Raw genomic sequence first — 21,246 nt, forward strand, 5'->3', positions numbered from 1 at the left:
GCCCATGCGCGTTCTGGCCACTGCCCTGCTTGCCCTGTTGCCGACCCTGCTGCTCGCCAATCCGCAGGTTCGCCTGGAAACCTCTGCCGGCCCGGTCACCGTGGAACTCTACGAGGACAAGGCGCCGCAGACCGTCGCCAACTTCCTCAAGTATGTGGATGACGGCTTCTACGATGGCACCCAGTTCCACCGGGTCATTCGCGGTTTCATGATACAGGGCGGCGGCTTTGACCAGAGCGGGCAGCGCAAGGCCACCCGTCCCCCGATCCAGAACGAAGCCGAGAATGGCCTGAAGAACGAGCGCGGCACCCTGGCCATGGCGCGCACCGGCAACCCGCATTCGGCCACCGCCCAGTTCTTTATCAACCTTGTAGACAACGGCAACCTGGACTTTTCCGGCAAAAAACCCCGCGGCTGGGGCTATGCCGTGTTCGGCAAGGTCACTGACGGTATGTCCGTGGTGGACAATATCGCCCGCGAACGCACCACCAGCCAGCGTCTCAATGGCATGCTGGCCCGGGACGTGCCGGAAGTGCCCATCCTGATTACCCGAGCCTACCGCCTGGATTCAGCCGGCGAAGATGAAAAAGGCGCACAGTGACCATGAGCTACACCCTGTTTATTTCCGACCTTCATCTGGACCCGGCTCGACCGGAACATCTGGAAGCCCTGGGCAAACTGCTCGAAGCCCATGCCGGCAAGGCAGACGCGCTCTATGTACTGGGTGATCTGTTCGAAGCCTGGATCGGCGACGACGATGACACCCCGTTCAATCAGGAAGCGATTAGCGCCTTTCGCAGTTTCAGCGACAACGGTAGCCAGCTTTACTTCATGCATGGCAACCGGGACTTCATGCTCGGTGACGATTTCGCCGCCGCCTGCGGCGGCACCCTGCTAGAGGAAGGCACCGTGGTGGATCTGTATGGCACCCGTGCCCTGCTGATGCACGGCGACAGCCTGTGCACCCTGGACACGGCCTATCAACAGTTCCGCACCATGGCCCGTAACCCCCAGTGGCAACAGGGCATGCTGGCCAAGCCCCTGGAGGAACGCCGCATGATCGCCCAGGGCATGCGCATGCAAAGCCAGGGCAACAACGCCAACAAGGCGGAAAACATCATGGACGTGACCCCGGAGGAAGTGGTCCGCGTCATGGAAGACGCCGGCGTCAACCACCTGATCCACGGCCACACCCACCGCCCCAACGTCCACGACGTGGAGCTGGCCAGTGGCCAGGGCAAACGCTGGGTGTTGGGTGATTGGGGTAAGTTGGGGTGGCAGATTGTGGCAGACAGTGAGAAGGGGCTGCGGTTGGAGAGCTTCGAAATCAGTTAACAGTGAATAGTTAACAGTGAACAGCGCGCGTTAAGCGTGCTTATGATTTTCAAAGGCATGAGGCCGCGCCCATAAGATGAGCGCGGCCTCGTTGTTTAAGGGTACAGACAATCCCTGCTCGCGCAGCTGTTAACTGTTCACTGTTAACTGCTGTGGTACTCCCGAATGAAACCGAAACTCCGAATCCGGCGACTCCACCAGCTCCCGTTCCACTTCCTTGAAAAAACTCACCCTCTCCTCGATGGGCTCGCCGGCATATTGTTCGGCCAGTGTCAGGTAATCCTCGAAGTGCCGTGATTCGCTTTTCAGCAGGTAGCGGTAGTAGCGGCCCAGTTCCTCATCTACGTGGGGAGCCAGCGCAGCGAAACGTTCGCAGCTTCTCGCTTCGATCAGGGCCCCGACAATCAGGGTATCGATGAGACGCCCGGGTTCGCTGGTGCGAACATGCTGGCGCAGGCCCTTGGCATAACGGGCCGGCGTCATGTGGTCGTAGGTGACGCCGCGCTGGCGCATGATCTGCAGCACCTGCTCGAAATGCAGCAACTCCTCGCGGGCAAGCTGGCTCAGGGCATCCAGCAATTCCGGCCGGTCCACATAGCGAAACATGAGATTCAGCGCCGTACTGGCGGCCTTCTTTTCGCAATGGGCATGATCAATCAGCAGAATGTCCGGGTGCTGCAGCGCCCAGTCGATCCAGGCCGGCGGTGTGGCACAGGGCAGGAAGTCTTGAATGTGGGAGATATCGTGCATGGCATCCTCAGGGTCGGCGCGCATTATAGCGGGATACACTCACGCCGGCACACCACACCCGCAACGCGGTTTCTCTATTTTCTGTATCAGGTATCTGGCGTCCTGCGTCTGGCGTCCTATACTCTCTCGCCATGGGACGACGAACCAATCCAAAAATCCAACGCATCAAGGGTCTTGCCGCAGTGACCGTGCTGCGGCTGATCGCTTGCCTTCCTTACGCTGTGAACCGCTGCATCGCTAGCCTGTTCGGGGCGCTGCTGGCACGACTACCCAGTGAGGCCCGGCGCGTGTCCCGGATCAATCTGGCCCTGTGCTACCCCCACCTGGAGGAAACACAGCGCCATCAACTGGCCCGGCAATCCCTGCTGGAAAGCGCCCGCAACACCTTCGAGATCGCCCTCTTCTGGCGACACCCGGAGCAAGGCCTGAAACGGATCGTGGCAGTGGATGGTGACGGCCCCCTGCGCCAGGCGGTCCAGGAGGGGAAACCGGTGATGATCCTGGCTCCCCACCTGGGTTGCTGGGAGGTGCTCAATTTCTGGTTGGCCACCGAGTTCGGTCTGCATGCCATGTTTGCCCCATCGGGGCTGCCGGAAGTGGATGACCTGATACGCTCAGGCCGCGAACACTTCGGCTCCACCATGTACCCCACCACCGCACGAGGGGTGGCCGGCCTGGTGCGCGCCATGAAAAAAGGCGCGCTCACTGCCATCCTGCCGGACCAGGTACCGGATCGCCGTAGCGGCCGACACGCCCCCTTCTACGGCCAGCCCACCTACACCGGCACCCTGGCCTGCAAGCTGATCCGTCAAACCGGTGCGGTTACCTTTATGGCCTGGGCCCGGCGCCTGCCGGACGGCCAGGGGTTCGAAATTCGCGTGCGCCCGGCCAACCCGCAAGTGGCCGATGAGGATCTGGACACCGCCCTCTCCGCCATGAACGACTCCATCGCTCACCTGATCGACGAAGAGCCAGCCCAGTACCTGTGGAGCTACAAACGCTTCCGGCGTCCACCTGCAGACCAGAAAACCCCCTACTGATCCTTGCAGCCTACCCCTTCAGTGATTGCGAGTATTCATGCCGTGAATGGCTGTAACGGCGGTTTGGCTTAACAGTTGATGGCATTTCCGCTATACTCCGCGCGCAATTCCAACCCCCAGTAACACCCTAAAAGACTGATTTCCAAAAGAAATTAGCCAATTCGAGTAAAGAGGGAAACGCTGTGCTAGAAGCCTATCGCAAACATGTTGAAGAGCGCGCCGCCGAAGGCGTGCCGCCCAAACCGCTGAACGAGCAGCAAGTTGCCGAGCTGGTCGAGCTGCTGAAAACCCCGCCGGCCGGCGAAGAAGAATTCATCCAGGACCTGTTCGTTAACCGCGTTCCGCCCGGCGTGGATCAGGCAGCCTACGTGAAGGCCGCCTTCCTGACCGCGATTGTGAAAGGCGAAGCCAGCTCTCCCCTGATCGACCGCAAGCGTGCCGTGCAGCTGCTGGGTACCATGCAGGGCGGCTACAACGTTGCCACCCTGGTAGAAGCGCTGGACGATGCCGAACTGGCTGAAATCGCCGCTGACGAGCTCAAGCACACCCTGCTGGTATTCGATGCCTTCCACGATGTGGAAGACAAGATGAAAGCCGGCAACGCCAAGGCCAAGGAAGTGATCGAATCCTGGGCCGAAGGTGAGTGGTTCACCAAGCGCCCGGACCTGGCAGAGAAAATGTCTCTGACCGTGTTCAAGGTAACCGGCGAAACCAACACCGATGACCTGTCCCCCGCCCAGGACGCCTGGAGCCGCCCGGACATCCCGCTGCACGGCAACGCCATGCTGAAGAATGCCCGCGAAGGCATCTTCCCGGAGAAAGACGGCGAAATCGGCCCGCTCAAGCAGATGGAAGAACTGAAGGCCAAAGGCCTCCCCGTTGCCTACGTGGGTGACGTTGTGGGTACCGGTTCCTCCCGTAAATCCGCTACCAACTCTGTGCTGTGGCACTTCGGTGACGACATTCCTTTCGTACCGAACAAACGTGCTGGCGGTGTCTGCATCGGTGGCAAGATCGCTCCCATCTTCTTCAACACCATGGAAGATTCCGGCGCCCTGCCCTTCGAATGCGACGTTTCCAAGATGGAAACCGGCGACCAGATCGATATCTACCCCTTTGAAGGCAAGGTAGAGAAAAACGGTGAAGTGATTGCCGAATTCGAGCTGCGCTCCCAGGTACTGCTGGACGAAGTGCGCGCCGGCGGCCGTATCAACCTGATCATCGGCCGCGGCCTGACCACCAAGGCCCGCGAAGCCCTGGGTCTGGCACCGTCTGATCTGTTCCGCAAGCCGGAGCAGCCCGGTGACTCCAACAAGGGTTACACCCTGGCCCAGAAGATGGTCGGCAAGGCCTGCGGCCTGGAAGGCGTTCGCCCGGGCATGTACTGCGAGCCGAAGATGACCACCGTGGGTTCCCAGGACACCACTGGCCCGATGACCCGTGACGAGCTGAAAGATCTGGCTTGCCTGGGCTTCCAGGCTGACCTGGTGATGCAGTCCTTCTGTCACACCGCTGCATACCCGAAGCCGGTTGACGTGGAAACCCAGCACACCCTGCCCGACTTCATCATGAACCGTGGCGGTGTGTCCCTGCGTCCTGGCGACGGCATCATTCACTCCTGGCTGAACCGTATGCTGCTGCCGGATACCGTCGGTACCGGTGGTGACTCCCACACCCGCTTCCCCATGGGCATTTCCTTCCCGGCCGGTTCCGGTCTGGTTGCCTTTGCCGCTGCCACCGGTGTGATGCCGCTGGACATGCCGGAATCGGTACTGGTTCGCTTCAAGGGCAAGCGCCAGCCGGGTATCACCCTGCGTGACCTGGTACACGCGATTCCGCTGCAGGCCATCAAAGACGGCCACCTGACCGTTGCCAAAGCCGGTAAGGTCAACGTGTTCTCCGGTCGCGTACTGGAAATCGAAGGTCTGGACGATCTGACTGTCGAGCAGGCGTTCGAACTGTCTGATGCGTCCGCCGAGCGTTCTGCTGCCGGTTGTACCATCACCCTGTCCGAAGACAGCGTGACCGAGTACTTGAAGTCCAACATCACCATGCTCAAGTGGATGATTGCCAACGGTTACGGCGATGCCCGTACCATTGAGCGTCGCATCAACGGCATGGAAGAATGGCTGGCCAATCCGAGCCTGATGCGTGCCGACGCCGATGCCGAGTACCACACCGTCATCGAAATCGACATGGACCAGATCAAAGAGCCGGTACTGTGCTGCCCGAACGACCCGGACGATGCCAAGACCCTGTCCGACGTGGCTGGCGCCAAGATCGACGAAGTCTTCATCGGTTCCTGCATGACCAACATCGGCCACTTCCGTGCTGCCGGCAAGCTGCTGCAGAAAGTGGAAAGCGGCACCATGCCGACCCGTCTGTGGATCGCCCCGCCGACCAAGATGGATCAGCACCAGCTGACCGAAGAAGGCTACTACAACATCTTCGGCAGCGCCGGTGCACGCACCGAGATGCCGGGCTGCTCCCTGTGCATGGGGAACCAGGCTCGCATCGCGCCCAAGTCCACTGCGGTATCCACCTCCACCCGTAACTTCCCGAACCGTCTGGGTCAGGGTGCGGATGTGTACCTGGCATCAGCTGAGCTGGCGTCTGTGGCGTCCATCCTCGGCAAGCTGCCGACCACCGAAGAGTACATGGAGTACGCGAACACTATCGATTCCATGTCCTCCGAGATCTACCGCTACCTGAATTTCGACCAGATGGCCGAATACCAGGACGTGGCAGATACCGTGAAGATCCCGGTTGCCCAATCTGTCTAAGATTGACCGATCGCTTCGCGAACCAAAAACGCCCGGCACTTGCCGGGCGTTTTTGTTTTTGCAGAAGTAAAAAGTTCAGCACCGATTGTCGGAAATTCTTTCGCTATTTCAGCAATGCTGTTCCAGAAAGCGGCGGCTTACGTCGTTAAAAGAACATCACTGCCAACATCTTCGCGATGCGAACATCGCTTCCCGCAACAATCCGGGCAGGCTACCAGCGGCAGAGCTGAACAGTCTTGTAACGGCCTCTGCTAGCCGCCATTCAGACGGCGCTTGGTCAGCACGGTAGCTTCTGCCGCCAGCGGATCTTCCGGCCAAGGGTGCTTGGGGTAGCGGCCTCGCAGGTCCTTGCGCACCGCCTGGTAATTTTCCCGCCAGAACCGCTCCAGGTTATCGGTAATGGCCGCCGGCCGTCCTGCCGGCGTCAGCAGGTGCGCACTGATGGTCAGCTTGCCCCCGGCAATGACTGGCAGACGAGTGAGGCCAAATAGTTCCTGCAGCTTGACGGCCAGCACCACCGTGTCCCCGGTGTAATCCAGCCGAACCTGCCGCCCGGTGGGAATGGTGATGGCTTCCGGCATATCCCGTTGCAGTTGCTTGCGCTGATCCGCAGTCAACAGCAGGTTCAGGGCATCGCGTAGTGGCACCCGTTGCAGATCCTGAAAGGTGCGCATGCCGGCAAGAAACGGTGCCAACCAGCTTTCCAGATTCTCCAGCAAGGCCTCATCACTTACATCCGGCCAGTCACCGTTATCCACCGCCGCCAGAGTTGTCACCCTGGCCTGCCACTGCCGACAATCCTCGGACCAGGGCAACAAGCCCAGCCCGTCACCACGCAATCCTTCCAGCAATCCCTGAGTCTGTTGTTCCGCAGTCAGCGTTGCCATGGGCTGACTCTGCAGGACAATGGCGCCCAGACGGCGCTGGCGCCAGCCGCTCACCCGCTGTCGCTCACGATCCCAGCCAATTTGCTCATGCCACTGCCCCTGCCGGGTCAAAACCGGTTCCAGATCCGCTTCTTCCAGTGGCATGGCGAGCCGGATACGGGCATCCCGGGGCTGGCCGTCCGTATCCAGAATCAGCAGCCATTGTGTGCCAGCCAGGCTATCCCCGGGCGGCAGTTGCACACCGGGTCCATCCATCATCTGGTAACGGTTGCCCTCTGTCTGGCGCAGGCGGGCCAGTTGTCGGGGGTAAACTCCTGCCAGCACCCTCCCCAGGCAATGACGCCAGTCATTGCTATCGCGGGACTTGCCCGGCAGGAGTCGCTGCGCTTCAGACAATAACGCCCTGTGACGATCCGGGTTTATCTCCAGCACCTGCAGGCGGCTACGCAAATCCACACCCTGACCATTGAGGATATCCCGCTCGGACAACAAGGCAGCGACCCGGGCTGCCGCCACGGGCAGCCCCTGCTCTCTACCTGCCAGTATCAGCATCGCCAGGGCCGGTTCGACACCCAATCGGGCAATGGCCGCGCCATGCTCTGTCAGCCCGCCTTGCGCATCCAGGGCGCCCCCATCACGGAGTCGAACCACCGCGTTCTGCCAAGCCGGCGCTGGTGGTGCATCCAGCCAGTGCATCTGCCGGGGCTCCCGGCAGCCCCAGCGAGCCAGGTCCAGCACCAGTTGATCCAGCGCCACCCTCGCTATTTCCGGCTTCTGATGGCTGGCCATCACCTCGGATTCGGACCACAGTCGCAGACAGCAGCCGGGCCCCAGCCGCCCTGCCCGCCCGCTACGCTGACGAGCGCTGGCCTCACTGATCCTCCTGGTGACCAACCGGCTGCGGTGACGCGCCGGATCATAGACCGGCTCCCGAGCCAGGCCGCTATCAATGACATGGGTCACCCCCTCGATGGTCAGGCTGGTTTCCGCCACATTGGTGGTCAGCACAATCAGCGAGTCGCCACTTTTGGCCGCCTCCAGCACCTGCTGTTGCTGGGCCAGCGGCAGGCCACCATGTAATTCACTAACCGGCAGGCTGAGTCCGGATTCAGACAGGCCTCGGGCCACGCGGCGGATATCCGCCCGGCCAGGAAGAAACACCAGTATTACCTGAGCCTCCTCCGCTACAGAACACACCTGCTGGACACAGTGGTCCCGCCAGTCCTGACGAGGGGGCGCCGGGCGATAAACCACACTGACCGGGAAACTGCGCCCTTCGCTGCGTATCACCGGGGCATCCAGCATGCTCACCAGGGGCCCGCAGTCCAGGGTGGCAGACATGACCAGCAGCCCCAGATCAGGGCGGAATGCCTCGCGGATTTCCTTGACCAAGGCCAGGCCCAGATCCGCATTCAGGGAGCGTTCATGAAACTCGTCAAAAATCACCAGGCTGATGCCCTGCAACTCCGGGTCACTCAACGCCATACGGGTCAAGACCCCTTCGGTGACCACTTCCAGACGGGTGGCGGCACTGACCCGGGTATCGGTACGTGTCCGGTAACCAACGGTTTGGCCCACCGGCTCGCCAAGCCGGGTGGCCATGAAACTCGCCACGGAGCGGGCAGCAACCCGGCGTGGCTCCAGCATCAGAATGCGACTCTGGCCGGCCCCGAAACGCTCAAGCAGGCGCAACGGTACACGAGTTGATTTCCCCGCCCCAGGGGGCGCTTCCAGAATGGCACACCCCATGTTCTGCAAGGCATCAAGCAGTGGCTCCACCACATCATCGACGGGAAATTCGTTCTGCATTTGTTACGTCCATTGCTGAGGCGCCGTGACGGCTGTCACCTCTGGTCATGTTGATCGGCGAATACCACTGGTGGGGAGGTAAACCTATGCTATATTCTGCTCATTACCGACTAATAATTAATAACTACCCTATATAGTGATATATGCTGAATGACTTGGGGATCCCTGAGCACCTTATCTGGAAGCTGAATGATTTCGACAACCATCAGCGGGCGGTCAATTTCATCAAACAGTTTCAGGACACGCTGTGCGTCTACAGTGCGCCGGTGGAGCAGCTCTACACCAACTACGATATTTCCATTCCACCGGATGATGACCGCTCTCTGGTCATTCTGCCCAACCCCTACGCCTACCACGATACGTTTAACAATATCGGGGACCATAGCGTACACCCTACCGGCATGCATATTATGCCCGGCGAGTTTTTCAACAAAGAGGGACTCTTCCTGACCCTGCGGCTGCTCAAGAATAACGAAAAAGTCATCAAGCCGGTGCCGCTGAAAGTGGGCCTCTGGGCACTAATGAAAAAGGAAACCGAGGAAGTGCCGTTCCTTCCTGTGATCACCAAGGGGGATCTGCGGGCCTTTCGCAAAGACTCTCCCTCTCTTCACTTGCACCGGATCCAGCCATCGAAGCTATCCGACCGATCGCCCATGGAGGTCAAGGCTATCCAACGGGTAATCCGCGAAAAACTGAAGGTGTATATGTAAAGGCAGTGAACAGCTAATAGTGAATAGTTAACAGCGAAAACAGGAACCGGACCGGGAAGAACCACCAAAAACAATAGGCGGCTTTCCCGGATTTGTAGGCGTGATCAGGTCTATTCAGTCTGATTGGGCGTAACAGTGATCCAGGGCCAGAACGTAGTATTCCAGCCCTTTGACCGCTGCGGCGAAGGCTCTTTCCCGGCTTTCCTCATTGACACAGGTAAGCTTGATGAGCTCCATGGCTTCGTGGGGATGGGCGTCGTCGTAGGAGGCGTGGGCGCGTAGCCAGGCCATTGAATGACGGTTAATGGTGGCCACCCCGTTTTCCTGGTAGGCCTGCATACCCTTGACCACACTCTGGCTCCATTCGCCAGTAGCCCATTCAATGGCCAGATTGGTGGCGGCAAGGCCCTCCTCCAGGCTGGCCTGACGCCCCATGTGCCAGAGGTAATGATTCACCGCATCCATGGCTGGCGGCGGCGTCACAAATTCCAGCTCTTCCAGGGTAATACCAAAGCCCATGGCCCAGTCCTGGTACCAGTAGGCATGGCGCTGTTCGACCTTGATGTTGCTGATCAGCCAGTTCTTGCTCTCTTCGTGACCTGGATACCGGCCCGGCTGAGTCTTGGCCAGGTTCAACCCCATATACTTGGGAAAATTCTCGACCAGGGGGTAGAAATTCAGCAAGGCACTGCGAAAACGCGGCAAGCTGAGGGTTCCGGCTCCCATTTCCACAAACACCGGATGCTCCACCACCCGGTTTTTCAACGGCACCAGATCGTCCCAGAAGGCCTGAGCCCATGGGCTGTGGTCGGTGAGTTCGAGCCCTTTCTTGTAATTTGCGGCGCGCATTTGTCGTTCTCCATAACAACCGGTTATTGCAGCTCGTGGCCTGGCGACCATGACCTACAAATAGCACACTAGTCCAATAATTTGTATAAGCGATTTCTCAGGCTTCGTAAATGACGCCTTTGTCGCTTGTCCGGCGCTGAAACAGGATCATAGTGGAGCTTCTGATAGTATTTTGCCCAATTCTCCGCAGCAACCGCCGCCTGAGGCCACTGCTCGCTGATCGCGTCACTCAACTGCATGGGGGTCAGTCCCACCGCCAGTGGCCGCCCCCGTTCACTGGCACGCTGATGCAATCGCCAGTATTCACGCTCCATCAGCGTCAGCCTCGCATTGCCGGTCCTCCAAAGTAAAAACAGGGCATAGAGCCCCATCAACATGGCGACAGCAACGATCAGCGCAATGGCAATGCGGACTGGTGAAACAACGCCGAGCAGATCTTCCAGAAATGCGGACTGAAAGGCGCTATCGTACCCCAGCACCCAGGTTTGCCAGCGGAAATCCACGTAATCCATCCACTGACTGACTTTCGCAAATAGCCCCCCATCCGAGAAACGGCGGAGCCCCAGATCATCCAGCACATCTCTGCCGTCTTCACTGTTCTCAAGGGCCTCCCTTAGCCCAAGCTCGATGCGCTCAGGCGCTACCGCGCCGGTAGGGTCGACACGGGTCCATCCCTGCCCTTCCAGCCAGATCTCGCTCCAGGCATGGGCATCGTACTGTCGCACCAGCAAATGGGTACCCAGTTGATTCTGCTCGCCTCCCTGGTAGCCCACCACGACCCTGGCCGGCACCCCGGCCGCGCGCATCAGGAAGGTAAAACTGGAGGCATAGTGCTCACAGAATCCACGCCGGGTCCGAAAAAGGAAATCATCCACTGGATCCGCGGTGAGCCTGGGTGGCCTCAGGGTGTAATGAAAAGGTTGCTCACGGAAATGACGCAACGCTCGCTGGGCAATCTCACGTGCTGAATGGCTTTCCAGCTGCCATTGTTGCGCGAGCCCTCTGGCTTTCCTTCCTGACTCCTGCGGTAACGACAGCATCAGTTGTCGCTCCTGCCCGTCAAGGCTGATAGCGTCAGTGGCTGCAGGCACGCTTTCCACACCATAGGCAAACCGCTGCGACACCGGCTGGTCAGCCACCAGCCGCATATCCTTGGCCAGCGCCATGCCTTCATCCAGCGGGAAAGGAACAGCCAGGCTGAACAGCCAACGGCGCTGGGTCGGTTCGGCAATGATCTGGTAGCGATACCGTTGTTGCTCCGCGGCTCGACGGCTCTCGAGCTGCTGGTACCAAACCGGTTTTTGATTCCCTCTCCGGTACAGGTATTCTGACTCCGCCTGTCCCTGGGGCACTGCCTGCTGCCAGGTGCGTCCGTCGTAGTGACTCAGCGTCAGCCCCCGCCAGTAACGCTGTGGCCGAGGCGGAATGTCTCCCTGAAAGTCTACCCGGAAGGCCAGCTCCGCAGATTCCGACAGTTCACTGATCTGGCCCGGTGACATACTGTCGCTCATACCAGTGCGGGCCTTGTCTTCCCCCACTTGCATATTCCAAAGTGGTGCCACCCGTGGCACCAAAAGGAACAACACCACCATCAGGGGAATGGCCTGCATAGTCATGACCATCGCCCGCTTGCCATGCAGCAAGCCGCTGGCCCGGGTGTCACTGTGATTGATCCCCACCAGACAGGTAGTCAGGACCGTCATGCACAGGACCACATAGAGGAACATGCCCGGTGTCTGGGAAAACAACAGTGCCGTGGCGCATACGAAATACCCCAGCACAATTACCACATAGGCATCACGCTGCTGCACCACTTCCAGATACTTGAGAGCAAACAAGCTGACCAGCAAGGCAACGCCCGCTTCCGGCCCGTACAATCTGCCAAAGCTGTAAAAGGTCAGCCCCACAGCGCCAATCAATAGCAGCGTACGCACTATGCGGCCGGGCAGAGTAAGGCGCTGCTGATCCACCAGCCAGCGGATCAGGATCACCAGCACCAGCAACCCGGCCTGCCAGAGAGGCCCTTTGACCAGTTGGGGGATGGAACACAGCACAACTGCCAGGGCTAGCCAGAGTCTGGTATGAGACGGGACCTGATAAATGCGCGCCATGGAAAACCTCAGTAATCCGGATAGCTGGCCAGAGCATCCAGCAGCCGCCAGCGATGCACATCACCGGTATCCGGCGCCAACGTCAGGCCCGGCAACTCCAGACCATAGGGCTGGCGCTGCTGGTCCAGTTGCAAAACCCAGTAGCACAGTATGGAAAGTCGCTGCTCCTCGCCGAGGCCCTGCAAACGATCCCAGCGCAACCACAAACGGCCGCCCACCGGTTCCTCGAACTGCTTGATATTCAAGCCGCGACCCCGTGCGTAACCTTTCCAGTCTACCCGGCGAAGGGAGTCCCCTGGAGTGTAGCTGCGCAGCCCCTGGAATTCGTCATTGCCTGACTGGCCACTGCTGAACGCCTGCTGATTTTCCTTGCCGCCATCTGCCGGGCAATCCAGACTTTCCTCCGGCCGTGGCCAGGCCAGACAATAGTGGTCCAGCGATACATAGGACCAGGTGCGTAACAACCCCAGCGGAAAGCGGCTTTCCACCTTGAGGCGAGGTGCCGCCACCCTCCCTCGTTCTGTCAGTGGCAGATTCAGCCACAGGCTTTCTTCTTCACCTCTGCGGATACTGATCTGCTGGCCGTCCTGACCACGCCAGCGGAACCAGACGCAATGGTGATCTCGTCGCTGGGCAAACAATACGAGTTCCAACGCGCCTTCCTCTCCCGCAAAACCGGATTCGCTATCCCCGTTACGCATGCCCAGGGCAAACAGATTCCGGAAGGTATGCAGAATCGCCACCATGAACAAGCTGGCGAGCAGGAAGGACAAGGCCAGAATCAGATTGTTTTCGTAATTGATGCCGCCGATGAAAAGCAGCGCCGCCACCAGCAGATAAAAGAAACCGTAACCGGTCGGAAAAATAAATATGCGGCGCCGATCCAGCACGATCTGCCTGGCCGGAGGCAAGCGCCGGGCCAGCCAGCGTTCATAAAGGTCCCGTATCGGCGCCGGCAGCTGCATGGATTAGCGACGTATGACTGGCACGGACTGCAGCAGGGACTGGGTAATGGCCGCCACACTCCCCCCCTGACGAGCACTCAGACGGTGCTCCGCCACGGATGGCCATACCGCCTGCACATCTTCCGGCAATACATAATCCCTGCCACTGACCAGGGCCCAGGCCCGGGCTGCCTTGAGCAAGCCCAGGCCGGCTCGGGGAGACAGCCCAGCGACGAAACGGTCATCGGAACGGGTGGTATCCAGCAAACGCTGAACATAGTCCAGCAACTCATGGCTGGCGCGGACTTTACCCACCACCCGTGACAACTTGATCAACCCTTCACTATTAATCACTGACTGCAGCTCACGAACCTGCTCACGCAGGTCGCCACCAGCCAATAGCTGCAGCTCAACTTCAGGGGCCGGGTAGCCCAGGGAAATCCGCATCAGAAAACGATCAAGCTGCGATTCGGGCAACACGAACGTGCCCGCCTGATCTACCGGATTCTGGGTAGCGATAACAAAGAAGGGTTGCGGCAAGATCCGGGTCACCCCGTCCAGGGTCACCTGTCGCTCTTCCATGGCTTCAAGCAGCGCACTCTGGGTTTTCGGTGTGGCCCGATTGATTTCATCCGCCAGTAGTAACTGGGTGAAAACCGGACCTTCACGAAGGGAAAACTGCTGTGTGTTGGGATCGAATACGGAGACGCCGAGAATATCCGCCGGCAACATATCACTGGTGAACTGCACCCGCCGGTACTCAAGCTTGAACACCCGGGCCAAAGCATGAGCAAGCGTGGTTTTCCCCATGCCAGGCAGGTCTTCGATAAGCAGATGGCCATTGGCCAGCATGCAGGTAAGCGCGAGCTTCAATTGTTCTTCTTTGCCCAGTACCACGCGGCCCACCTGGGCCAGGGCTTTATCCAGTGCCTGCATGATTCCCCTTGATTCTGTATTGACCGGGCGCTATCGGTGAGATGCCGCCTTCTTTTGCGAGGGGTCAGCCAGCAAGCGCCAGGCGCTTATTGTTATGCGCTAGCGATCGCCTGCAATCCCCGGCTCAAATCCGCCTTAAGGTCATTGACCGATTCCAGGCCAATAGCAAGACGAATCAGATTTTCGGTGACTCCGGCCCGCTGTTTTTCTTCCTCTTTCACACGCCCATGAGTTGTTGAGGCTGGGTGCGTGATCGTCGTTTTAACATCTCCCAGATTAGCGGTAATGGAAATCAGCCGGGTGGCATCAATAAAGCGCCAGGCTGCCTGCCGATCCCTGCAGCCTGCGGCATCTTCCACTTCAATGGACATGACCGCACCATAACCGGACTGCTGTTTACCGGCCAATGCATGTTGGGGGTGATTCTTCAGACCGGCATAGTGCACCCGAACAATACCTGGCTGGCTTTCCAGCCACTCAGCCAGCTCCTGGGTGCGAGCACTCTGTGCTTCCATGCGTAATTTCAGTGTCTCCAGGCCCTTCAGGAATACCCAGGCGTTAAAAGGGCTCATACAGGCACCGGCGGAACGGACAAAGCCCAGCACTTCTTCCATTTCTGCTTTTGGACCCACTACGGCACCACCAAGGCAGCGGCCCTGGCCATCCAGGTATTTAGTGGCACTGTGAATGATGATGTCCGCCCCAAGATCCAGGGGTTTCTGCAGGGCTGGGGTACAAAAACAGTTATCCACCACCAGCAAGGCGCCGTTGTCATGGGCCAGTTTGGCAAGGGCCCGGATATCGCCAATTTCTGACAACGGGTTGGACGGCGTCTCCAGATAGAGGATCCGGGTTTCCGGGCGAATTGCCGCTTCCCAGTCCTTCAATTCACTCAGATCCACCAAAGACGTTTCGATACCGAACTTGGCCAGGTATTTGTCAAACACCACATTGGTGGTACCGAATACACTGCGAGAACTGACAATGTGGTCGCCCGGTGACAGCAGGGAAAAGAAGGTGCCACTGATAGCGGCCATACCAGAGGCGAAGGCCACACAGGCTTCACCTCCCTCCAGGGCTGCCAGACGCTGCTCGAAAGCCCGTACGGTGGGATTGGTGAAGCGGGAATAGATATTGCCCGGTTCCTGTCCCCCGAAGCGAGCCGCGGCCTGCGCCGCACTTTCATAGACGAAACTGGAGGTCAGAAAAATCGGATCCGAGTGAGCCATCTCGTCCGTACGCAACTGTGCGGTGCGGATAGCCAGGGTTTCCACATCAAGTTGTGTCGGATCCAGATCGTTCATTGATAGCCTCAATTTTCCTTTGGGTCGTGCTCAGTTCGTGTTGTGCAAATCGATAATCTCGTTATCTGCCAGGGCCTGGGTTTTTTCATTACTGCCCTTGGCCATGTCATTGCGACGAGCTTCAAGACTTGCCAGATACTCCGGTGTGATATTGCCCGCCAGATACGTTCCATTGAACACGGAACAGTCAAAGGACTCCACCCCGGGATTGCCTTCCTTGCAAGTCTCCACCAGATCTTCCAGGTCCTGGTAAATCAACTTGTCAGCACCGATCAGTTTGCCAATTTCTTCGGTGGTACGGCCATGGGCAATCAGTTCCTGTGCTGCCGGCATATCAATGCCATAGACATTGGGATACTGCACCGCTGGAGCCGCAGAAGCGAAATACACTTTACGGGCACCGGCTTCGCGCGCCATCTGGATAATCTCGTTGCAGGTCGTTCCACGCACAATGGAGTCATCCACCAGCAGGACATTCTTGCCCTTGAACTCCAGCTCGATGGCATTCAGCTTCTGACGCACAGATTTCTTGCGCTGCTGCTGACCGGGCATGATGAAGGTACGGCCGATATAACGATTCTTGATGAAGCCTTCGCGATATTTCACGCCCAAATGGTTGGCCATCTGCAGAGCCGAAGTACGGCTGGTATCAGGAATAGGAATCACCACGTCGATATCGTGGTCCGGCCATTCACGTTCCACTTTTTCTGCCAGTTTCTCGCCCATGCGCAACCGGGCCTTGTACACCGAAATGCCGTCGATGATGGAATCCGGACGTGCCAGGTATACCTGTTCGAAAATGCACGGGTGCAGGCTGGGATTGTCGGCACACTGGCGGGTGTGCATCTCCCCTTCGGCGGTGATATAGATGGCTTCGCCCGGCTCCAGATCACGTTCGATATGAAAGCCCAGAGAAGACAATGCCACGGATTCGGAAGCCACCATGTACTCGGGCCCGTCCGGGGTATCCTTGCGACCGAAACAGACTGGCCGAATACCATGAGGGTCACGGAACGCCAGGATGCCGTAACCGGTAATCATGGCCACCACCGCATAGGCCCCTTCCACCCGCTTGTGTACTGCGGCAACCGCGTCAAAGATATCGTCCGGTTCAGGCTGCAACTTGCCCAGACTCTGCAGTTCGTGGGCGAACACATTCAACAGCACCTCGGAATCAGAGGTGGTATTGATATGGCGCAGATCAGCCCGGAAGATATGCTCGGCCAGTTCCTCGGCATTGGTGAGATTGCCGTTGTGGGCCAGAGTGATGCCGTAGGGGGAATTCACATAGAACGGCTGGGCTTCCGCTGAGCTGGAGCTGCCCGCGGTGGGATAACGCACATGGCCAATCCCCATGTTGCCAACCAAGCGGCGCATATGACGGGTGCGAAACACATCGCGCACCATGCCGTTGTCCTTGCGCAGATAGAGACGATCTCCGTCACAGGTAACGATACCGGCTGCATCCTGCCCCCGATGCTGAAGGACTGTCAGCGCATCATAAATGCCCTGGTTCACATAGCTATGGCCGACAATGCCCACAATGCCGCACATGGTACTTTCCTCTCGTTAGGGCCTGTGACACCGTCAGTATGAACGATGTTTACACACCCTCGTTGCTTATACGTTCATGATCAGAGCGAGCAGTTTCTCGCCCATATCCCGGGTCCACGCTTCCATCATGACCAGATGCGGAACCAGGGTGGATTCTTGCCACCATGGGTCGGCGCCAAAAAGATGCCGCCCCAGGGCTACCAGCACGACCATCAGCAGCACCCCTCGCAAGGCGCCGAAGACCATACCCAGCAATCGATCAGTACTGCTCAGCCCGGTGACACGGATCAGCTCACCGAGCAGATGGTTAATGAGGGCGCCAACCACCAGCGTCAAGACAAACAGCAGGCCGAAAGCAACGGCGGCACGGAGGCTGGGGGTAGCGATCTGATCCTGGAGAAGAAGATCCAGAGCCGGACTGAACAGGCGCGCGATGATAAAGGCCGCCACCCAGGTGAGCAACGAAAAGGCTTCGCGGGTGAAGCCTCGGCGCACGCTCAGCAAAGCGGAAATTGCGATGACGATCAGAATGATGGCGTCTGCCAGATTCATGTAAAGCGTGCTCTCGCCGGCGGATAAACGCTTGTCCCGAGGTGAGTTGGAGCCTTTGTCAGCCGCAGGCCACCCGGGAAATTCAGAGCGCGAAGTTTAACAGAGGCCGAACCACTTGCCCATGGATACAGCCAGTGGATGGTGGCAATCAGGGTGCGTAGATCCGCACCAGCCCCTTGAAGCCAAAACGGCTGTCATCCGCCAGCTGCTGGCGGGTCCGCTCGGCATCCTTCTTGTGGATTTCCGGTCCCACCATCACACGATGAACGACCTTGCCCTGGTGACTGTCGGTTTCGCTATAGGCCCGATAGCCGGCGGCTTTCAGCTTGTCCACCATGCCGGCTGCATTATCTGCGCTGGAATAACTGCCCACCTGGACCACAAAACCAGCCAAAACCGGCCCGTCATCCTGATCCGCCGGCGGCGGTACCGGGGCATCGTCAGCCAGCGGCGCAGTCTGGCTGTCTTCACGGGCAACCTCGGCAGACTTTTCGGTGCTGTCCGTCTCGGCGTGTAACTGCTCTTCTGCGGCCTCCTTGACCGCCTGACGCTCAGACTGGATACGTTCCGCCGCCGCGCTTTCCATGTCTGCAGACACTACCGGCTCCACATTCACCGCCGTCATCTCCGGCTGATCCGGTATTTGCATATCCAGCGCATTGCGGATCTGTTCCGGTGACCGGAACACAAAGGGCGCCAGCACGGCGGCCAGAACCAACAACAGGACAATGCCGATAATGCGCTGGCGGGTTCGTTTATCCACCTTGCTCTCCCCTCGCTTCCGCAACGGTATAGAAAGACCCGAAGATTAGCACCTGATCGTGACGCTGTGCAGCATCCAGAGCGCCCTGCAGTGCCTCGGAAACACTGCCATACTGACGATATGATGCCTGCGACGGCAAAGCAGCCGCCAGCCTGGCGGGCGATGCCGCCCTTGCCATGGCTGGCGCTGCCAGATGCCAATTCACCGGCTGACCGGCAAATAACGCCACCACCTCATCAATGGGCTTGTCCGCCATCATCCCGAACACCAGATGCCGCCGCCCTTCACAGGGAGGCAACAGCTGCAGGAAACGGGTCACGGCCGGCAGGTTGTGGCCCACATCAAACCAGCAGTCATGTCCCTGCAGCTGCCGGAATTCACAACGACCGAACAGGGTCACATCCGCCACTGCCGCGCAATCCTGTGCATCGACGACAATTCCGGCCAGGCTAAGCGCCTGGCAGGCCGTTGCCAGGTTATCCCGGCCCAGGATCACCTTGGAGGGAAAGGCCAACTCGCGGCCATCACTGAGCGTGACGCCTTGCTCGGTGAGGCGGAAATCACGGCCGGCAAAAACCGGCTCCGCCGCATAGTGTTCTGCCAGGGCAGGAAGATTTTCCGGCCAGTCTTCCTCGCCGAAAACCAGAGGCCTGCCGGGACGGGCGATGCCGCATTTTTCGCCGGCAATAGCTTCTCGTGTTTCGCCCAGCCAGTCCTGATGATCCAGCCCCACCGAGGTGACCACCGCCACATCCGGATCAACGATATTCACCGCATCAAGCCGGCCACCCAAGCCTACTTCCAGCAGCACCAGATCGGCCTCGCTTTGCCGGAACAACCATAGTGCCGCCAGGGTACTGAACTCGAAATAGGTCAGGGAAATGTCCAGGCGAGCCTGTTGCACCTGCGCAAATGCCTCACAGAGCTGCTGATCAGAGGCCTGTCCATGGGGCAGACGCACGCGCTCATTGAAACGGTGCAGATGAGGAGAGGTATAGAGACAGACTCGACGGCCATGACGCTCCGCGAGGGACTGCATCAGGCTCAGGGTGGAACCTTTACCGTTGGTACCGGCCACGGTGATCACCGGCACCGGCATCGTGTCCACCCCAAGACGACGGGCTACCTGCCGGATACGTTCCAGGCCCAGTTCGATTTCGGTGGGATGCATGGCCTCGATCCGCTCCAGCCAGGCGGCCAGAGCGGAAGCGGCGGAATCATCAGTCATCAACAGTCTGGAGGGACCAGCCCATCATGTTCGCCAGCAAGCGATGGAGAGTGTCGCGCATATCGTGGCGGGACACGATCATATCGATAGCACCATGATCCAGCAGGAATTCACTGCGCTGGAAGCCCTCAGGCAATTTCTGTCGCACGGTCTGCTCAATAACCCGGGGCCCGGCAAAACCGATCAGGGCGTTGGGCTCAGCCACATTTACGTCACCAAGCATGGCCAGGGACGCAGAAACGCCACCATAGACCGGATCGGTAAGCACAGAGATAAACGGTAAACCCGCCTGGCGCATCTTTTCCAGCGCTGCGCTGGTCTTGGCCATCTGCATCAGGGAGAACAGGGCTTCCTGCATACGCGCCCCGCCACTGGCAGAAAAACACACCAGCGGCAGCTTTTGCTCCAGGCACACATCTACAGCACGAACAAAACGCTCGCCGACCACGGAGCCCATGGAACCGCCCATGAAGTTGAATTCGAAGGCACAGGCCACCAGGGGCTCTCCGTGCAGAGTGCCTTTCAGGGCAATCAGCGCGTCGTTTTCTTCGGTGGCTTTCTGGGCAGCAACCAGACGGTCTTTGTATTTCTTGGAGTCCTTGAACTTGAGACGGTCCACCGGTGCCAGTTCCGTACCGATTTCCGTCTGCGCGCCTTCGTCCAGAAACAGCTTGAGCCGCCGCCGAGCATTGATACGCAGGTGATGCTCACACTTCGGGCAAACATCCATGTTGCGGTCCAGTTCAGGCCGGTACACCACCCCGTCGCAGCGTGGGCACTTACGCCACAGCCCCTCGGGAATGTTGTTGCGCCGGTTTTCCTGGGGGCGACGTACTGCAGGCAGGATTTTTTCCAGCCAGTTGCTGTTGCTCATGCAAAGGTCCCGTTACTGATCCATAGCGTTGCGCATGGCGGCCAGGATGTCACTGATGGCCTTGTTGATCGCCCCCGGGTTATCCGGATTGGCAGCGATCTGGTTCACCAGAGCACTACCTACGACCACACCGTCGGACACCCGGCTCACCGCCTGTGCAGATTCAGCGTCTTTGATACCAAAGCCGACACCAATGGGCAATTGAGCAAGGTTGCGAATTGTTTCAACCCGGCTGGCCACTTCGTCCACATTCAGGGATGCGGAGCCGGTAACCCCCTTCAGGGACACGTAATACAGGTAGCCAGAGCCGGCCTTGCCAATCAGCTTGATACGGGCATCCGAAGTGGTGGGTGCCACCAGGAAAATCATGTCCAGCTCGTGGGCATCCATCACAGGTTTGATTTCCAGCGCCTCTTCCGGCGGCAGATCCACCAGCAGGATGCCATCCACGCCGGCTTGAGAGGCGGCCTTGGCAAAGCTTTCGTAGCCAAGCGCTTCCACCGGGTTCAGATAGCCCATCAGTACCACCGGGGTCCGGGTATCGCGCTCGCGGAACTCCTTGACCATGGCCAGCACATCATGGGTAGAGGTGCCATGGGCCAGGGCCCGCTCACAGGCCTTCTGAATCACCGGGCCATCGGCCATGGGATCCGAGAAAGGCACCCCCAGCTCAATGATGTCGGCACCGGCTTCCACCATGGCGTGCATCAGTGGCACCGTCACTTCCTTGCTGGAATCACCGGCGGTCACAAAGGGAATCAGGGCCTTGCGGTTCTGCTCGGCCAGCCGCTGAAAACAGCTTTCAATACGACGCATT

General features: G+C 59.0%; 18 protein-coding genes. 5 read left to right on the top strand and 13 right to left on the bottom strand.

Annotated elements, in window-relative coordinates; translation table 11 throughout:
* Positions 1–4 precede the first annotated feature (4 nt).
* Together KZ772_RS04040 and KZ772_RS04045 are read left to right on the top strand one after the other, a co-directional pair.
* Complete coding sequence (locus KZ772_RS04040) at positions 5–601, top strand: peptidylprolyl isomerase (protein WP_290538572.1); 597 nt, start codon at positions 5–7, stop codon at positions 599–601.
* Positions 602–603: 2 nt separating this feature from the next.
* Positions 604–1,335: a UDP-2,3-diacylglucosamine diphosphatase gene (locus tag KZ772_RS04045; protein ID WP_290538573.1), complete on the top strand. Its 732-nt coding sequence runs from the start codon at positions 604–606 to the stop codon at positions 1,333–1,335.
* 129 nt (positions 1,336–1,464) lie between these two features.
* Here KZ772_RS04045 and KZ772_RS04050 read toward each other — a convergent pair whose 3' ends face one another.
* The gene (locus tag KZ772_RS04050; protein WP_290538574.1) at positions 1,465–2,085 is read right to left on the bottom strand and encodes a tRNA-(ms[2]io[6]A)-hydroxylase; all 621 of its coding nucleotides are present in this window, start codon (positions 2,083–2,085) and stop codon (positions 1,465–1,467) included.
* A gap of 131 nt (positions 2,086–2,216) precedes the next feature.
* Between KZ772_RS04050 and KZ772_RS04055 the strand changes: the two genes are divergently transcribed.
* Complete coding sequence (locus tag KZ772_RS04055; protein WP_290538575.1) at positions 2,217–3,125, top strand: lysophospholipid acyltransferase family protein; 909 nt, start codon at positions 2,217–2,219, stop codon at positions 3,123–3,125.
* Between the two features lie 182 nt (positions 3,126–3,307).
* Complete coding sequence (gene acnB / locus KZ772_RS04060) at positions 3,308–5,908, top strand: bifunctional aconitate hydratase 2/2-methylisocitrate dehydratase (RefSeq protein ID WP_290538576.1); 2,601 nt, start codon at positions 3,308–3,310, stop codon at positions 5,906–5,908.
* A gap of 251 nt (positions 5,909–6,159) precedes the next feature.
* On the opposite strand, the gene hrpB is transcribed toward acnB, so the two are convergent.
* On the bottom strand, positions 6,160–8,604 hold the full coding sequence (hrpB, locus tag KZ772_RS04065; protein ID WP_290538577.1) for an ATP-dependent helicase HrpB: 2,445 nt from the start codon (positions 8,602–8,604) through the stop codon (positions 6,160–6,162).
* Between the two features lie 143 nt (positions 8,605–8,747).
* Between hrpB and KZ772_RS04070 the strand changes: the two genes are divergently transcribed.
* Positions 8,748–9,314, top strand: coding sequence for a hypothetical protein (locus KZ772_RS04070; protein WP_290538578.1), 567 nt, complete (start codon positions 8,748–8,750; stop codon positions 9,312–9,314).
* Between the two features lie 114 nt (positions 9,315–9,428).
* On the opposite strand, the gene KZ772_RS04075 is transcribed toward KZ772_RS04070, so the two are convergent.
* The 11 genes from KZ772_RS04075 to trpA all read right to left on the bottom strand — a co-directional run bounded on the left by KZ772_RS04075 (position 9,429) and on the right by trpA (position 21,245).
* Positions 9,429–10,163, bottom strand: coding sequence for an iron-containing redox enzyme family protein (locus KZ772_RS04075; RefSeq protein WP_290538579.1), 735 nt, complete (start codon positions 10,161–10,163; stop codon positions 9,429–9,431).
* Positions 10,164–10,231: 68 nt separating this feature from the next.
* Positions 10,232–12,274: a DUF3488 and transglutaminase-like domain-containing protein gene (locus KZ772_RS04080; RefSeq protein ID WP_290538580.1), complete on the bottom strand. Its 2,043-nt coding sequence runs from the start codon at positions 12,272–12,274 to the stop codon at positions 10,232–10,234.
* Positions 12,275–12,282: 8 nt separating this feature from the next.
* On the bottom strand, positions 12,283–13,239 hold the full coding sequence (locus KZ772_RS04085) for a DUF58 domain-containing protein (RefSeq protein WP_290538581.1): 957 nt from the start codon (positions 13,237–13,239) through the stop codon (positions 12,283–12,285).
* A 3-nt stretch (positions 13,240–13,242) separates the two neighbouring features.
* Positions 13,243–14,154: a MoxR family ATPase gene (locus KZ772_RS04090; protein WP_290538582.1), complete on the bottom strand. Its 912-nt coding sequence runs from the start codon at positions 14,152–14,154 to the stop codon at positions 13,243–13,245.
* A gap of 92 nt (positions 14,155–14,246) precedes the next feature.
* Entirely contained in the window at positions 14,247–15,458 is a 1,212-nt protein-coding gene (locus KZ772_RS04095; RefSeq protein WP_290538583.1) for an O-succinylhomoserine sulfhydrylase, read from the bottom strand.
* Between the two features lie 30 nt (positions 15,459–15,488).
* Complete coding sequence (gene purF, locus KZ772_RS04100) at positions 15,489–17,012, bottom strand: amidophosphoribosyltransferase (protein ID WP_290538584.1); 1,524 nt, start codon at positions 17,010–17,012, stop codon at positions 15,489–15,491.
* A 66-nt stretch (positions 17,013–17,078) separates the two neighbouring features.
* Positions 17,079–17,564 carry a CvpA family protein gene (locus KZ772_RS04105; protein WP_290538585.1) on the bottom strand — a complete coding sequence of 162 codons (486 nt, stop codon included), beginning with the start codon at positions 17,562–17,564 and terminating at the stop codon, positions 17,079–17,081.
* A gap of 148 nt (positions 17,565–17,712) precedes the next feature.
* Positions 17,713–18,327 (bottom strand): SPOR domain-containing protein, encoded by a 615-nt coding sequence (locus KZ772_RS04110; protein WP_290538586.1) that lies wholly within the window; start codon positions 18,325–18,327, stop codon positions 17,713–17,715.
* Positions 18,320–19,555 (bottom strand): folylpolyglutamate synthase/dihydrofolate synthase family protein, encoded by a 1,236-nt coding sequence (locus KZ772_RS04115; protein WP_290538587.1) that lies wholly within the window; start codon positions 19,553–19,555, stop codon positions 18,320–18,322. Before KZ772_RS04115 ends, KZ772_RS04110 begins: the two co-directional genes overlap by 8 nt.
* Positions 19,548–20,429, bottom strand: coding sequence for an acetyl-CoA carboxylase, carboxyltransferase subunit beta (accD, locus tag KZ772_RS04120; RefSeq protein WP_290538588.1), 882 nt, complete (start codon positions 20,427–20,429; stop codon positions 19,548–19,550). The genes KZ772_RS04115 and accD overlap by 8 nt, the downstream gene beginning before the upstream one ends.
* A gap of 12 nt (positions 20,430–20,441) precedes the next feature.
* On the bottom strand, positions 20,442–21,245 hold the full coding sequence (trpA, locus tag KZ772_RS04125; RefSeq protein ID WP_290538589.1) for a tryptophan synthase subunit alpha: 804 nt from the start codon (positions 21,243–21,245) through the stop codon (positions 20,442–20,444).
* Position 21,246: the final 1 nt, after the last annotated feature.

Origin of the sequence: Alcanivorax sp., assembly GCF_019431375.1 — a bacterium.
Lineage (GTDB): Bacteria > Pseudomonadota > Gammaproteobacteria > Pseudomonadales > Alcanivoracaceae > Alcanivorax > Alcanivorax jadensis_A.